We start from the raw sequence: 13,678 nt of genomic DNA, 5'->3' as shown, positions 1-13,678 counted from the left end.
GAAAATCCGGGGACTGGTCCCGGCGGCACCGGGACGACGGAGGACCAACCATGTCGCTTGCCGCTCCCTTCCCCGCGTTCCGCATCCACAACGACGAGGCCGGCTACCGCAGCGGCATCGAGCAGGTCACGCTCGACGACCTGTCCCCGGGCGAGGTCGTGGTCAAGGCCGCCTGGTCCTCGGTCAACTACAAGGACGCGCTGGCCGGCACCGGCAAGGGCAAGATCCTGCGCCGCTTCCCGCTGGTGGGCGGGATCGACGTGGCCGGCCACGTGGTTGCCTCCACCGATCCGAAGTTCCGCGAGGGCGACGAGGTGCTGGTCACCGGCTGCGGCCTCAGTGAGACCCGCGATGGCGGCTACTCGGCCTACGTGCGGCTGCCGGCCGAATGGGTGGTCGCCCTGCCCCGCGGCCTGGACCTGCGCCAGAGCATGGTCCTGGGCACGGCCGGCTTCACCGCGGCCCTGGCCTTGTACCGCATGCGCGAGAACCGCCAGCGCCCGGAGCTGGGCCCGCTGGCGGTGACCGGCGCCACCGGCGGCGTCGGTTCGATGGCGGTGGCGATCTTCAGCAAGGCCGGCTACGAGGTGCACGCGGTCAGCGGCAAGGCCGACCAGGCCGGATACCTGAGGTCGCTGGGCGCCAGCCAGGTGCTGGGCCGCGAGGCGCTGGAGGCCAGCCGTCCGCTGGAGTCGGTGCGCTTCGGCGGCGGCCTGGACAACGTCGGCGGGCCGATGCTGGTCAGCCTGCTGGCGCAGACCGCGCCCTACGGCAACGTTGCCGCCGCCGGCCTGGCCGCCAGCCCGGGGCTGGACGCGCTGACGGTGATGCCCTTCATCCTGCGCGGGGTGTCGCTGCTGGGCATCGGTTCGGCAGGCACGGCGCGCGACATCCGCGACGACATCTGGGCGCTGCTGGCGGACGAGTGGAAGCCGGCACGGCTGGACGCCATCGCCACCGCCGAGGTCACCCTGGAGGAGCTGCCGCAGGTGTTCGGACGCATGCTGGCCGGGCAGTCGCTGGGCCGCACGGTGGTGCGGATCGGGTAAGGGCGCGGCGCGGGCGCCCGGTGCGCTACCCGCCGCGCCGGCCGGCCTCCGGCGGCCGGCGCCGGGACCCGCCAGGCCCCGGCGCCGCGCCGCGGGCCTACTGCGGCGCATCCTCCAGCGGGTAGACCCGCACGTAGTCCACCTCCAGCCAGATCGGGAAGGCGGCATCGTCCACGCCCTGCACGCCGCCCCAGTTGCCGCCCACGGCCAGGTTCATCACCAGGTGGAAGCGCTGGTCGAACGGCCAGGCGTCCGGGCCGGTGCCCTCGTTGGCGAACTCGAACACCTTCTCGTCGTCGATGTAGCCGTGGATGTAGTCCGGGGTCCAGTCGACCCGGTAACGGTGGAACCTGGTGTCCACCTCTTCCACCCGCTTCTGCGCCGCCCGCTGCGTGCCCTTGGTGTGGTTGTAGGCCTGGGTGTGCACGGTCTGGTGGACCACGCCGCGGTCGAAGCCGACGTGCTCCATGACGTCGATCTCGCCCGAGCGCGGCCAGTTGCCGTACTTGTTGTCGGTCGGCAGCATCCACAGCGCCGGCCAGCTGCCGCGCGCCACCGGCAACCGCGCGCGGAACTCGATCCGGCCATAGCGGAAATCGCCCTTGCCGCGCGAGACCAGGCGCGCGGAGGTGTAGCGCAGCTTCCCGGCGCGCTGCTTGCGGGCCACGATCGTGAGCAGGCCGTCGGCGACGAAGGCGTTGGCCAGCTGGTCGGTGTAGTACTGCAGTTCGTTGTTGCCCCAGCCGTGGCCGCCGATGTCGAAGCTCCAGCGCGCCGGGTCCGGCGGGCCTTCCCCTTCGAACTCGTCCTGCCACACCGGCGTGCTGCCGAAACGCCACTGCCGGGCGCCGGCGGCGTCCGGTTCCTGCGCGGCCGCCGCGGCGGCTGCAAGCGGGAAAACCAACAGCATGGCGCAGGCGGCCCGCGCCAGGGTCATGCGGATCGTTGCCATTCCTTCCCTCCCCGAAAGGTCCGGCCGCCGGCTGCGGCCGGTCGCCGATTCTAGGCCCGGCCCAGCCCGCACGCGCTACCGCCCGTCCGGCGGCGGCTTCCGACAGGGGCCACCACCGACTACACTCGCCGGCAAAGGGGAAAACAACGGGGATTCCGCATGGCCCGCATCCTGATCGTGGACGATTCGCCCTCCCAGCTCCTGGGCATCCAGCGGATCGTCGAGAAGCTAGGCCACCAGACGCTCACCGCCGAGGACGGCGCTGCCGGGGTGGAAGTGGCCAAGGCCGAGCTGCCGGACCTGATCCTGATGGACGTGGTCATGCCCAACCTCAACGGCTTCCAGGCCACCCGCACCCTGTCGCGCGAGGCTTCGACCCGCGACATCCCGGTGGTGCTGGTCACCACCAAGGACCAGGACACCGACCGCATGTGGGGCATGCGCCAGGGCGCGCGCGCCTACCTGACCAAGCCGTTCTCCGAGGCCGAGCTGGCCGAGGTCATCAACCGGCTGCTGGGCCAGGGTGCCGCCGCGCCGGCACAGCCTTCCGACGGCTCGGCCTGACCCGCCTGGTCGCCGGCGTTGCGCGCGCCGGCCTGTCGCCGTCGTGCCGCGCAAGCGGAGCAGTGACGTTCACACCCGCGACGACACGGAGCTCCCGGGGCGGGACGAGCCGCCGGGAGCCTGCGGCCTCGGCACCGGCGGCGGTGGAAAGCTGGAGGCGCCCCCTTCCGCGGACGGCGGGCATGGATGCGCGGCGCGCCGGGGCCGCGCCCGTTACTCCCCGAACGCGCGGCCCAGGTCGCGGTAGGCCTTGCGCTGGGCCTCGGTGGTCGGCGCCGGCGCCTGCACTTCCAGCTCCACGATCTGGTCGCCCGGCGGGGTGCCCGGCAGGCCGCGGCCGCGCAGGCGCAGCTTGCGCCCGCTGTCCGAATCCGGCGGCACGCGCAGTTCCACCGGGCCGCCCAGGGTCGGCACCGTGACCGTGGTGCCCAGCGCCGCCTGCCACGGCGGCAGCGGCAGGGTGTAGAGGATGTTGCGCCCGTCCACCTCGAACTGCGGGTGGGCCTGGTACTCGATCTCCAGCAGCAGGTTGCCGCCGCCGTTGCCCTGGCCGGCCAGCCGGATCGACTGCCCGGCGCGGATGCCCCTGGGCACCTTCACGTCCAGCTGGCGGCCGTTGAGGGTGATGCGCACGCTGTCGCCGCGGTAGACCGCTTCCAGCGGCACCGCCAGCTTGGCGCGGGTATCGCCGCGCGGCTGCGCGCCACCGGCCGCGCCAGGGCCGCGCGCACCGGCACGCTGGCGCGCGAACAGGCTCTCGAAGAAATCGCTGAAGCCGCCGCCGGGGCGGCCGCCGATGTCGCCGAAGATCTCGTCGAAGTCGAAGCCGGCGCCGTCGGAGCCGCCCGGCGGCGGATGGAACTCCTGGCCGGGGCGGTAGCCGCGCGCGCGCAGCTGGTCGTAGGCCGCGCGCTTCTGCGGGTCGCGCAGCGCCTCGTAGGCCTCGCCCACGGCCTTGAACTTCTCCTCCGCGTCCGGCTCCTTGCTCACGTCCGGGTGGTACTTGCGGGCCAGCCGGCGGTAGGCCGAGCGGATCTCGGCCTCGCCCGCGCCGGGCTCGACCCCGAGGATCGCGTAGTAATCCTTGAACTCCATGCAACTACCCTGCTGGCGCCCCGGCGTCGCCCGGGGCTGGAAACACGACGGCCCGCGGCGCGGACGCCACGGGCCGGAATTCTAAGGCCTGCCGTCGCCGCGCCGCGGCGCGGCGACCGGACGCCGCTCCCGGTTCCGTCCGCCCGCGCGGGCGGACGGCCGGGGCGCGGCCTCAGTTCACCTCGATGCGGCGCGGCGTGGTCTCCGGGCGCTTGGGGATGTCGATGCGCAGCACGCCGTTGCGGCCGGTGGCGGTGATGCCGTCCGGGTCGGCGCTGTCCGGCAGCGCGAAGCGGCGGTAGAAGCTGCCCCACGCGCGCTCGCGGCGGGTGTAGCGCTCGTTCCCGTCCTCCTGCTCGCTGGCGCGCTCGCCCTTGAGGGTGAGCATGCCGCGGTCCATCTGCACCTCGATGTCCTTCGGGTCCACGCCGGGGATGTCGGCGAAGATCACGAAGCGGTCGTGTTCTTCCTTGATGTCCACGCGCGGCGCCCACTGGCTGGTCACCACGTCGGACTGGTCGCCGGCCACGTCGCCGAAGAAGCGCTCGAAGACCTGCTTGAACTCCTCCTGCAGGTTGCGCGCCGGCAGGGCGTTGAGGGTGTTGTAGCGAACGATGGTCATGTCGTCACTCTCCTGTCTGCGGGGCCGCCTGGCGGCCATGCCCGCAAGATGGGAGCCGCGGCCGCGGTTTCAACACCCGTGCACGGACGCCCCACCCGCGTGCGGCTAGACTGCGTTCAGCCACCGCATCCGCCCCGCGCGAGGAACCACGATGACCATCCAGATCGGCGACCCCATCCCCGAAGTCGTGCTCAAGCGCATCCGCGAAGGCGTGGAGAACATCGACACGCCCTCCCTGTTCGAGGGCCGCAAGGTGGTGCTGTTCGCGGTGCCGGGGGCGTTCACCCCGACCTGCTCGGAAAAGCACCTGCCCGGCTTCATCAAGCGCTTCGACGACTTCCGCAGCCGCGGCATCGAGGTGGTGTGCATGGCGGTCAACGACCCGTTCGTGATGCAGGCCTGGGGCCGCACCCTGGACGCGCCGGAAGGGCTGCAGCTGGTGTCCGACGGCAACGCCGACCTGACCCGCGCCCTGGGGCTGGAGATGGACGCCAGCGGCTACGGCATGGGCCTGCGCGCACGCCGCTTCGCGCTGTACGCGGAGGACGGCGTGGTCCGGGCGCTGTTCGTGGAGGCGCCGGGCGAATTCAAGGTGTCCTCGGCCGACTACGTGCTCGAGCACCTGCCCGGCTGAGCGCGGCCGCTACTGCGCCGCGGCGGGCGCGCGCCCGTCCTCCAGCCCCGCGATGCGGAACCGCACCTGCGCCCAGGCGCCGTTGTCGGCCAGGGCCGAAAGCACGTGCGTGCCCGCGCCGGCGCGGGCGAAGTCGTAGGCGAACGGGCGCCCGCCCCCGCTGCGCCCGATCCAGCGTCCGTCCAGCAGCCACTGCACCGGCGCCTCGGTGCCGAGCGCGCGCAGCTGCAGTTCCAGGCGGCCGCCGCCGCCCGGCGCGGGGGCCAGGGTGGCGCGGTCGGCGATGCCTTCCACGTGCAGGCCCGCGACCGCCTCGCGGCCGTCGTCGGCGCAGTCCGGCGCCAGCGGCGGCAGCGCCGAGGCCCGGCGCTGGGCCGCGCTGAGCCAGGGCGAGAGCAGCGCCGGCCAGCGTGCGATCTCGGCCTCGCGGGCCACGTGCGGCCGCCGGCAACTGGCCGACAGGCGCTGGCCGCTGCGTGCGTCGACCAGGAAGCGCTCGCGGCCCGGGCTCCACAGCCGTGCCCCGCGCTCGGGGAAGGTCGGCGGCACCGCTCCGTCCAGGGTCCAGGCGCGCAGCCGGCGCTGGCACAGCGGCCCGGGGGTCTCGGCCGCGGCCAGGCCCAGCGGCCAGCACACCTCCACCGCGGCCACCGTGTCCGGGCGTGGCAGCGGGTCGGCGTCGCCGGGCTGGTGCGGCAAGCCGTCGAGGGTGTCCAGCAGCAACGGCAGCGCGGTCACCGCCCCGTACTGGCCCGGCAGCGGCGTTCCGTCCGGCCGCCCCACCCACACCCCCACGGTATAGCGGCGGGTGCCACCGATCGCCCAGGCGTCGCGGAAGCCGTAGCTGGTGCCGGTCTTCCACGCCACCGGCGGGGTGCGCGAGCCGAACGCGCCGCTGGCATGGCCCGGGCGCGGCGCCGCCTGCAGCACCTCGCGCACGATCCAGGCCGCGCCGGGCGAGAGCAGGCGGCGCTGCAGCAATGGATCCTCCTCGCGGTAGCGCACCTGCCCGGCCACGCCGCCGCGCTGCAGGGCGGCGTAGGCGCCGACCAGGTCCTCCAGCCGCGCCGAGGTGCCGCCGAGGATCAGCGGCAACCCGGGCCGGCTGCCGCGCGGGAAGCGCAGCGGCAGCCCGGCGTGCTCCAGGCGCGCGGCAAAGCGCGCCGGACCGACCCGGTCCAGCAGGTCCACCGCCGGCACGTTGAGCGACAGGCGCAGCGCCGCGGCCGCGCCGACCGGGCCATTGAAGGCCTCGCCGAAGTTGCCCGGGCGGTAGCCGGCGAAGTCCTGCGGCGCGTCCACCAGCAGGCTCTCCGAATGGATCAGGCCATCGTCCAGGGCCATGCCGTACAGGAACGGCTTGAGCGTGGAACCGGGCGAGCGCCAGGCGCGGACCATGTCGACGTGGCCCAGGCGCTCGGCATCGCCCAGCCCGGCCGAGCCGACGTAGGCCAGGGCCCTGAGGCTGGCGTTGTCCACCACCAGCACGGCGGCGGAGGTGCGCGGCGGCAGCGCCGCCAGCCAGGCGACGACGCGCTCCTCCAGGGCACGCTGCAGGTTGGCGTCCACCGTGGTGGCCAGGCGGTGCGCACGCGGATGCTGCTGGCGCAGGCGCTGCGCCAGCAGGGCCGCGTGCTGCGGCACCCGCAGCGAGCGCGCCACCACCGGCTCGATCCTGGCGTCCTCCACCTGCTGCGGGGTCCAGCGCCCCAGCGCCTGCATCCGCTCCAGGACCTTGTCGCGCGCCGCGCGCGCGGCTTCCGGGTGGCGGTCCGGGCGCAGCCGGCTGGGTGCCTGCGGCAACACCGCCAGCAGCGCCGCCTCGGCCGGCGACAGCGCCGCGGCCGGCTTGCCCAGGTAGGCCCAGCTGGCCGCCTCCACGCCCTCGATGGTGCCGCCGAACGGCGCCCGCTCCAGGTAGATCCGCAGGATCTGGTCCTTGGACAGGCGCGCCTCCAGCTGCAGCGCGCGCGCCATCTGCCGCAGCTTGCCCAGGCCGCTACGGGTGTCGTGGCCGTCGAGGATGCGCGCCACCTGCATGCTCAGGGTCGAGCCGCCGGAGACGATGCGGCCGCTGCGCAGCCACTGCCAGGCGGCGCGCGCCAGCGCCACCGGATTGATCCCGGGGTGGTAGCGGAACCAGCGGTCCTCGTAGGTCAGCAGCGCCTCCAGGTACAGCGGCGAGACCGACTCCGGCGTGGCCGGATGGCGCCAGATGCCGTCGCGGTCGGCGAAGGCGCGCAGCGGCGTGCCGTCGGCGGCGGTGACCACGGTGGCGACGCCGGCCGCGCCGGGCAGCGGCGGCGGGAAGAGCAGGTCCAGCAGCAGCAGGGCGACGAGCACGGCGGCCAGGCCCCAGCGCAGGCACGCCAGTACGCGCCCGGTACGGCGCGGTGCTGCTGCGTTTGCGTCGGGCTGCCCCATCGTCCTTCCTGCCCCTCGGCCTGCCATTTGAAGCGATCCGGACGCCGCGCGGAAGCACGCCGGCCATCCATGCAAAGCAAAGGGGCCGGTTGCCCGCCCCCCCTGGGGTGTCGCCTCGCTGGCCGTGGATCAGCGCAGGCCGGTCTCGCTGCGCGCGATGACCAGGCGCTGGATCTCCGAGGTGCCCTCGTAGATCTCGGTGATCTTGGCGTCGCGGAAGTACCGCTCCAGCGGCATCTCCTTGGAGTAGCCCATGCCACCGTGGATCTGCACCGCCTGGTGGGTGATCCACATCGCCGCCTCGGAGGCGACCAGCTTGGCCATCGAGGCCTCGGCCGAGAACGGCTTGCCCTGGCTCTTCAGCCACGCCGCGCGCAGTGTCAGCAGCAACGCCGAGTCCAGCTTGCACTTCATGTCGGCGATCTTGGCCTGGGTCATCTGGAAGGCGCCGATCGGCGAGCCGAAGGCCTTGCGCTCCTTCACGTACTCGATGGTCTTCTCGTACGCGGCGCGGGCGATGCCGATGGCCTGCGAGGCGATGCCGATGCGGCCGGCATCCAGCACGCTCATGGCGATCTTGAAGCCCTGGCCTTCCTCGCCCACCACTTCCTCCGGGCGCGCCACGTAGTCGGCGAACTCGATCTCGCAGGTGGCCGAGGCGCGGATGCCCAGCTTCGGCTCGGTCTTGCCGCGGTGGAAGCCCTCGCGGCTGGTGTCGACCATGAACGCGGTGATGCCGCGCGCGCCCTTTTCCGGGTCGGTGACCGCGAACAGGATGATGTAGCGGGCGACCGGGCCGGAAGTGATCCAGCTCTTCTTGCCGTTGATCACGTAGGTGCCGTCGGCCTGGCGCACGGCGCGGCAGCGCATGTTCGAGGCGTCGGAGCCGGACTGTGGCTCGGTCAGGGCGAAGGCGCCGATCTCGCGGCCCTCGGCGATGGCGCGCACGTACTTCTGCTTCTGCTCCTCGTTGCCGTTCTTGAGGATGCCGGTGCAGAACAGCGAGTTGTTGACCGACATGATGGTCGAGTGCGCGGCGTCGCCGGCGGCAATCTCGATCATGGCCAGGGCGTAGGCGATGGGGTCCATGCCGGCGCCGCCGTATTCGGCCGGCACCTCGATGCCCATGAGGCCGTTCTCGCCGAGCAGGCGGATGTTCTCCAGCGGGAACTCGCCGGTGCGATCGAAATGCTCGGCGCTGGGCGCAATCACTTCCTGGGCGATGCGGCGCGCCACGTCCTGCAGCATCAGTTGTTCTTCGGTGAAGCTGAAATCCACGGGGGACCCCTCCGGTCGGTACTTGTCGCGATTGTAACCACTACGCCATTCGCTGGCGTATGCCGGACGCCCTGCTGACCCGGGTCCGTGGCCGCGGTTGACCGCGGCACCCCGTCGCGCGGACAATTATCGCTATATCGCGATAGGAAGATATTTATGGATCTGGAGGACTGGTCGGCCCGGCTGAAGGTGTTCGCGGACGCCACCCGGGTACGCCTGCTGGCCCTGCTGGAACTGGAAGAACTGACCGTGGCCGAGCTTTCGGCCATCACCCGCCTGGCGCAGCCGCGCGTGTCCACCCACCTGGCACGGCTCAAGGAGGCCGGCCTGGTGCGCGACCGCCGCGCCGGCGTGTCCGCCTACTACCGCTTCGACGAGGCCAGCCTGGACCCGGCGCAGCGCGCATTGTGGCAGGCCTTGAGCACCGGAAGCGACGACCCGCTGCTGCGCCAGGACGCCGAGCGCCTGCCGGCGGTGCTGGCCGCGCGCGCGGCCGACCAGAACTGGGCCGACTCGGTGGCCGGCGACATGGAGCGCCACTACTCCCCCGGCCGCACCTGGGAAGCACTGGCGCGCAGCGCGCTGCCGCTGCTGCACACCGGCGACGTGCTGGACATCGCCTCCGGCGACGGCGTGCTGGCGGAGCTGCTGGCGCCGCACTCGCGCCGCTACGTGTGCGTGGACACCAGCGCGCGGGTGGTGGCCGCCGCCAGCGAACGCCTGCGCCGGCTGGAGAACGTCGAGGTGCGCGAGGGCGACATGCACGCCCTGCCCTTCGGCGCCGGCAGCTTCGACCTGGTGGTGCTGATGCACGCCCTGACCTACGCCAACCGCCCGGCGGTGGCGGTGGCCGAGGCCGCGCGCGTGCTGCGCCCCGGCGGCCGCCTGCTGCTGACCAGCCTGGCCCGCCACGAACACAAGGCCGTGGTCGAGACCTACGGCCACGTGAACCTCGGGTTCACCGCCCGCGAGCTGCGCAAGTTCGCCGAGAAGTCCGGGCTGGTGGTCACCAGCCTGGAGACGGTGACCCGCGAACGCCGCCCCCCGCATTTCGAAGTGATCTCGCTGATCGCGCACAAGCCCTGAGGCCGACCATGTCCCGCTCCCTCCCCTGGCTCCATCCCGAACGCGTCGCCCTGCTCGAACAGGCCCTGCGCGAACGCATCCTGGTGATCGACGGCGCCATGGGCACCATGATCCAGCGCCACGGCCTGGACGAGGCCGACTACCGCGGCGAGCGCTTCGCCGAGGGCTACGACCGCCAGCACCACCCCCAGCACGAGGGCCACGGCCCGCATTGCGGCCACGACCTGAAGGGCAACAACGACCTGCTGCTGCTGACCCGGCCGGAGGTGATCGAGGGCATCCACCGCGCCTACCTGGAGGCAGGCGCCGACCTGGTGGAGACCAACACCTTCAACGCCACCGCGATCAGCCAGGCCGACTACCACCTCGAGCACCTGGTGTACGAGCTCAACCGCGCCGGCGCCGCGCTGGCGCGCAAGGCCTGCGACGCGGTGGAGGCCGCCACCCCGGGCAAGCCGCGCTTGGTGATCGGCGTGCTCGGCCCGACCAGCCGCACCGCCTCGATCAGCCCGGACGTCAACGACCCCGGCTTCCGCAACACCAGCTTCGACGAGCTGCGCGCGACCTACCGCGAGGCGGTCGAGGGCCTGGTCGACGGCGGCGCCGACACGCTGATGATCGAGACCATCTTCGACACGCTCAACGCCAAGGCCGCGCTGTTCGCGATCGAGGAGGTGTTCGAGGCGCGCGGGGCGCGCCTGCCGGTGATGATCTCCGGCACCATCACCGACGCTTCCGGCCGCACCCTGTCCGGGCAGACCGCCGAGGCCTTCCACACCTCGCTGGCGCATGCCAGGCCGCTGTCGATCGGGCTGAACTGCGCGCTGGGCGCGCGCGACCTGCGCCCGCACATCGAGGCCCTGGCGCGGGTGTCGCCGTACTACGTCAGCGCCCATCCCAACGCCGGCCTGCCCAATGCCTTCGGCGGCTACGACGAGACCCCGGAGGAGATGGCCGAGGTGCTGCGCGGCTTCGCCCGCGACGGCCTGCTCAACCTGGTCGGCGGTTGCTGCGGCACCAGCCCGGACCATATCCGCGCCATCGCCGAGGCGGTGCGCGGGCTGCCGCCGCGCGTGCCCGCCGGCGCGCTGGAGCAGGCCGCGTGAGCGCCGCCGCCGATCGTTCCGCCGTCCAGGCCGGACGCGTTCCCCATGCCCACTGACCACGCCGCCATGTCCGCACCGCTTCCCCGCTACACCCGACTGTCGGGCCTGGAACCGCTGGTCATCACCCCCGAGCTGCTGTTCGTCAACATCGGCGAGCGCACCAACGTCACCGGCAGCGCCCAGTTCCGCAAGCTGATCAAGGAAGAGCGCTACGCCGAAGCGGTCGAGGTTGCGCGCCAGCAGGTGGAGAACGGCGCGCAGATCCTCGACGTGAACATGGACGAGGGCCTGATCGACTCGGAAAAGGCGATGACCCGGTTCCTCAACCTGATCGCCGCCGAGCCGGACATCGCCCGCATCCCGATCATGGTCGACTCCTCGAAGTGGAGCGTGATCGAAGCCGGCCTGAAGTGCCTGCAGGGCAAGGGCGTGGTCAACTCGATCTCGCTCAAGGAAGGCGAGGAGGTGTTCGTCGAGCACGCGCGCAAGGTGCTGCGCTACGGCGCGGCGGTGGTGGTGATGGCCTTCGACGAGCAGGGCCAGGCCGATACCTGCGCGCGCAAGGTCGAGATCTGCACCCGCGCCTACCGCATCCTGGTGGACGAGGTCGGGTTCCCGCCCGAGGACATCATCTTCGACCCCAACATCTTCGCCATCGCCACCGGCATCGAGGAGCACGACAACTACGCGGTGGACTTCATCGAGGCCACCCGCATCATCCGCCAGACCCTGCCGCACTGCCACGTGTCCGGCGGTGTGTCCAACGTGTCGTTCTCCTTCCGCGGCAACGAGACCGTGCGCGGGGCGATCCACTCGGTGTTCCTGTACCACGCGATCAGGGCCGGCATGGACATGGGCATCGTCAACGCCGGCGCGCTGCCGGTGTACGACGAGCTGGACCCGGAGCTGCGCGAGCGGGTCGAGGACGTGGTCCTCAACCGCCGCCGCGACGCCACCGAGCGCCTGCTGGAGATCGCCGAGCGCTACAAGGGCAGGAAGGGCGAGAAGAAGGCCGAGGACCTGGCCTGGCGGCAGAAGCCGGTGCGCGAGCGCCTGGCCCATGCCCTGGTCCATGGCATCGATGCCTACGTCGAGCAGGACACCGAGGAGGCGCGCCAGCAGGCCGGCCGCCCGCTGGACGTGATCGAAGGCCCGCTGATGGACGGCATGAACGTGGTCGGCGACCTGTTCGGCGCCGGCAAGATGTTCCTGCCGCAGGTGGTCAAGTCCGCGCGGGTCATGAAGAAGGCGGTGGCCTACCTGCTGCCCTTCATCGAGGCGGAGAAGGCGCGCACCGGCGACGCCGGCAAGCCCAACGGCCGGATCGTCATGGCCACGGTCAAGGGCGACGTGCACGACATCGGCAAGAACATCGTCGGCGTGGTCCTGGCCTGCAACAACTTCGAGGTGATCGACCTGGGGGTGATGGTGCCGGCGCAGAAGATCCTCGACGCTGCGCGCGAGGCCAACGCCGACCTGATCGGCCTGTCCGGCCTGATCACGCCCTCGCTGGAGGAGATGGGCCACGTGGCGCGCGAGCTGCAGCGCCAGGGCTTCGCCACCCCGCTGATGATCGGCGGCGCCACCACCTCGCGCGCGCACACCGCGCTGAAGATCGACCCGCACTACCAGGCCCCGGTGGTCTGGGTGAAGGATGCATCGCGCGCGGTGGGCGTGGCCCAGTCGCTGATCTCGCCGGAACTGCGCGGCCCGTTCGTGGCCGCCAACGAGGCCGACTACGCCGAGATCCGCGCCCGCCATGCCAACCGCGGCGACGCCAAGCGCCTGGTATCCCTGGAGAAGGCGCGCGGCCAGCGTTTCGACGGCGGCTGGGGCAGCTACGCGCCGCCGGCGCCGAACCGCCCTGGCGTGCACGCCTTCGACTGGCCGCTGGAAGACCTGCTGCCCTGCATCGACTGGACCCCGTTCTTCCAGGCCTGGGAGCTTGCCGGCAAGTACCCGGCAATCCTGCAGGACCCGGTGGTCGGCCCCCAGGCCAGCGAGTTGTTCCGCGACGCCCAGGCGATGCTTGCGCGCATCGTGGCGGAGAAGTGGCTGGCCGCGCGCGCGGTCTACGGGCTGTGGCCGGCCGCCAGCCATGGCGACGACGTGGTGCTGCAGCACGCCGATGGCCCGGCCACCCTGCATTTCCTGCGGCAGCAGGTGGACAAGCCGGCCGACCGCCCGGACTTCTGCCTGGCCGACTTCATCGCCCCGGCCGGCAGCGGCGTGCAGGACTGGATCGGCGCCTTCGCGGTGACCGCCGGCATCGGCATCGACGCGCACGTGGCCCGCTTCGAGGCCACGCACGACGACTACAACGCAATCCTGCTCAAGTCGCTGGCCGACCGCCTGGCCGAGGCCCTGGCCGAGCGCCTGCACCAGCGCGTGCGCACCGAATTCTGGGGCTACGCGGCGGACGAGGCGCTGGACAACGAAGCGCTGATCGCCGAACGCTACCGCGGCATCCGCCCGGCCCCGGGCTATCCGGCCTGCCCGGACCACAGCGAGAAGGCCACCCTGTTCCGCCTGCTGGACGCGCCGGGCAATGCCGGCATGGCGCTGACCGAGAGCTTCGCCATGCTGCCCACCGCGGCGGTGTCCGGTTACTACTTCAGCCACCCGGGCAGCCAGTACTTCGTGGTCGGCCGGGTCGGCAAGGACCAGGTGGCCGACTACGCCCGGCGCAAGGGCGTGGACAAGGCCCAGGTGGAGCGCTGGCTGGCCTCCAACCTGGACTACGACCCGGAGTAACCGCAGCGGGCCGCGGCTGCGCCCGGCCCACGCAGGCGCGCAAGCGGCGCCGTGCCCGTGCCCGGACGCGCCGCGTCGCGGTGCGGCACGTGCGCCCCCGGCTGCACCGGGGGC

Annotated in this window: 11 protein-coding genes; 6 read left to right on the top strand and 5 right to left on the bottom strand. The window is 72.4% G+C overall.

Features of this window, described 5'->3' with window-relative positions:
- Positions 1 to 50 precede the first annotated feature (50 nt).
- Positions 51 to 1,049 (top strand): YhdH/YhfP family quinone oxidoreductase, encoded by a 999-nt coding sequence (locus EIM47_RS04675; RefSeq protein ID WP_019399740.1) that lies wholly within the window; start codon positions 51 to 53, stop codon positions 1,047 to 1,049.
- Between the two features lie 97 nt (positions 1,050 to 1,146).
- Here EIM47_RS04675 and EIM47_RS04670 read toward each other — a convergent pair whose 3' ends face one another.
- Complete coding sequence (locus EIM47_RS04670) at positions 1,147 to 2,001, bottom strand: glycoside hydrolase family 16 protein (RefSeq protein ID WP_028914684.1); 855 nt, start codon at positions 1,999 to 2,001, stop codon at positions 1,147 to 1,149.
- 159 nt (positions 2,002 to 2,160) lie between these two features.
- Between EIM47_RS04670 and pilH the strand changes: the two genes are divergently transcribed.
- Positions 2,161 to 2,565 carry a twitching motility response regulator PilH gene (pilH, locus tag EIM47_RS04665; RefSeq protein WP_019399738.1) on the top strand — a complete coding sequence of 135 codons (405 nt, stop codon included), beginning with the start codon at positions 2,161 to 2,163 and terminating at the stop codon, positions 2,563 to 2,565.
- 213 nt (positions 2,566 to 2,778) lie between these two features.
- Here pilH and EIM47_RS04660 read toward each other — a convergent pair whose 3' ends face one another.
- Together EIM47_RS04660 and EIM47_RS04655 are read right to left on the bottom strand one after the other, a co-directional pair.
- Complete coding sequence (locus EIM47_RS04660; protein WP_125076263.1) at positions 2,779 to 3,660, bottom strand: DnaJ C-terminal domain-containing protein; 882 nt, start codon at positions 3,658 to 3,660, stop codon at positions 2,779 to 2,781.
- 172 nt (positions 3,661 to 3,832) lie between these two features.
- Positions 3,833 to 4,282 carry an Hsp20/alpha crystallin family protein gene (locus EIM47_RS04655; RefSeq protein WP_019399736.1) on the bottom strand — a complete coding sequence of 150 codons (450 nt, stop codon included), beginning with the start codon at positions 4,280 to 4,282 and terminating at the stop codon, positions 3,833 to 3,835.
- A gap of 151 nt (positions 4,283 to 4,433) precedes the next feature.
- Between EIM47_RS04655 and EIM47_RS04650 the strand changes: the two genes are divergently transcribed.
- On the top strand, positions 4,434 to 4,916 hold the full coding sequence (locus tag EIM47_RS04650) for a peroxiredoxin (RefSeq protein WP_019399735.1): 483 nt from the start codon (positions 4,434 to 4,436) through the stop codon (positions 4,914 to 4,916).
- Between the two features lie 9 nt (positions 4,917 to 4,925).
- Here EIM47_RS04650 and pbpC read toward each other — a convergent pair whose 3' ends face one another.
- Positions 4,926 to 7,340 carry a penicillin-binding protein 1C gene (gene pbpC / locus EIM47_RS04645; RefSeq protein ID WP_125076262.1) on the bottom strand — a complete coding sequence of 805 codons (2,415 nt, stop codon included), beginning with the start codon at positions 7,338 to 7,340 and terminating at the stop codon, positions 4,926 to 4,928.
- 129 nt (positions 7,341 to 7,469) lie between these two features.
- Positions 7,470 to 8,618 carry an acyl-CoA dehydrogenase family protein gene (locus EIM47_RS04640; protein WP_028914687.1) on the bottom strand — a complete coding sequence of 383 codons (1,149 nt, stop codon included), beginning with the start codon at positions 8,616 to 8,618 and terminating at the stop codon, positions 7,470 to 7,472.
- Between the two features lie 156 nt (positions 8,619 to 8,774).
- On the opposite strand from EIM47_RS04640, the gene EIM47_RS04635 reads away from it, so the two are divergent.
- The 3 genes from EIM47_RS04635 to metH all read left to right on the top strand — a co-directional run bounded on the left by EIM47_RS04635 (position 8,775) and on the right by metH (position 13,564).
- Positions 8,775 to 9,704: a metalloregulator ArsR/SmtB family transcription factor gene (locus EIM47_RS04635; protein ID WP_028914688.1), complete on the top strand. Its 930-nt coding sequence runs from the start codon at positions 8,775 to 8,777 to the stop codon at positions 9,702 to 9,704.
- Positions 9,705 to 9,712: 8 nt separating this feature from the next.
- On the top strand, positions 9,713 to 10,810 hold the full coding sequence (locus EIM47_RS04630; RefSeq protein WP_125076261.1) for a homocysteine S-methyltransferase family protein: 1,098 nt from the start codon (positions 9,713 to 9,715) through the stop codon (positions 10,808 to 10,810).
- 66 nt (positions 10,811 to 10,876) lie between these two features.
- Positions 10,877 to 13,564 carry a methionine synthase gene (gene metH / locus EIM47_RS04625; protein ID WP_028914690.1) on the top strand — a complete coding sequence of 896 codons (2,688 nt, stop codon included), beginning with the start codon at positions 10,877 to 10,879 and terminating at the stop codon, positions 13,562 to 13,564.
- The last annotated feature ends 114 nt before the right edge of the window (positions 13,565 to 13,678 follow it).

It is taken from the genome of Pseudoxanthomonas sp. SGT-18, assembly GCF_003931645.1.
In the GTDB taxonomy this organism is placed as follows: domain Bacteria; phylum Pseudomonadota; class Gammaproteobacteria; order Xanthomonadales; family Xanthomonadaceae; genus Pseudoxanthomonas.
Note: the sequence above shows the minus strand (reverse complement) of the source record. Positions and strands in the feature narration are given on the sequence as shown.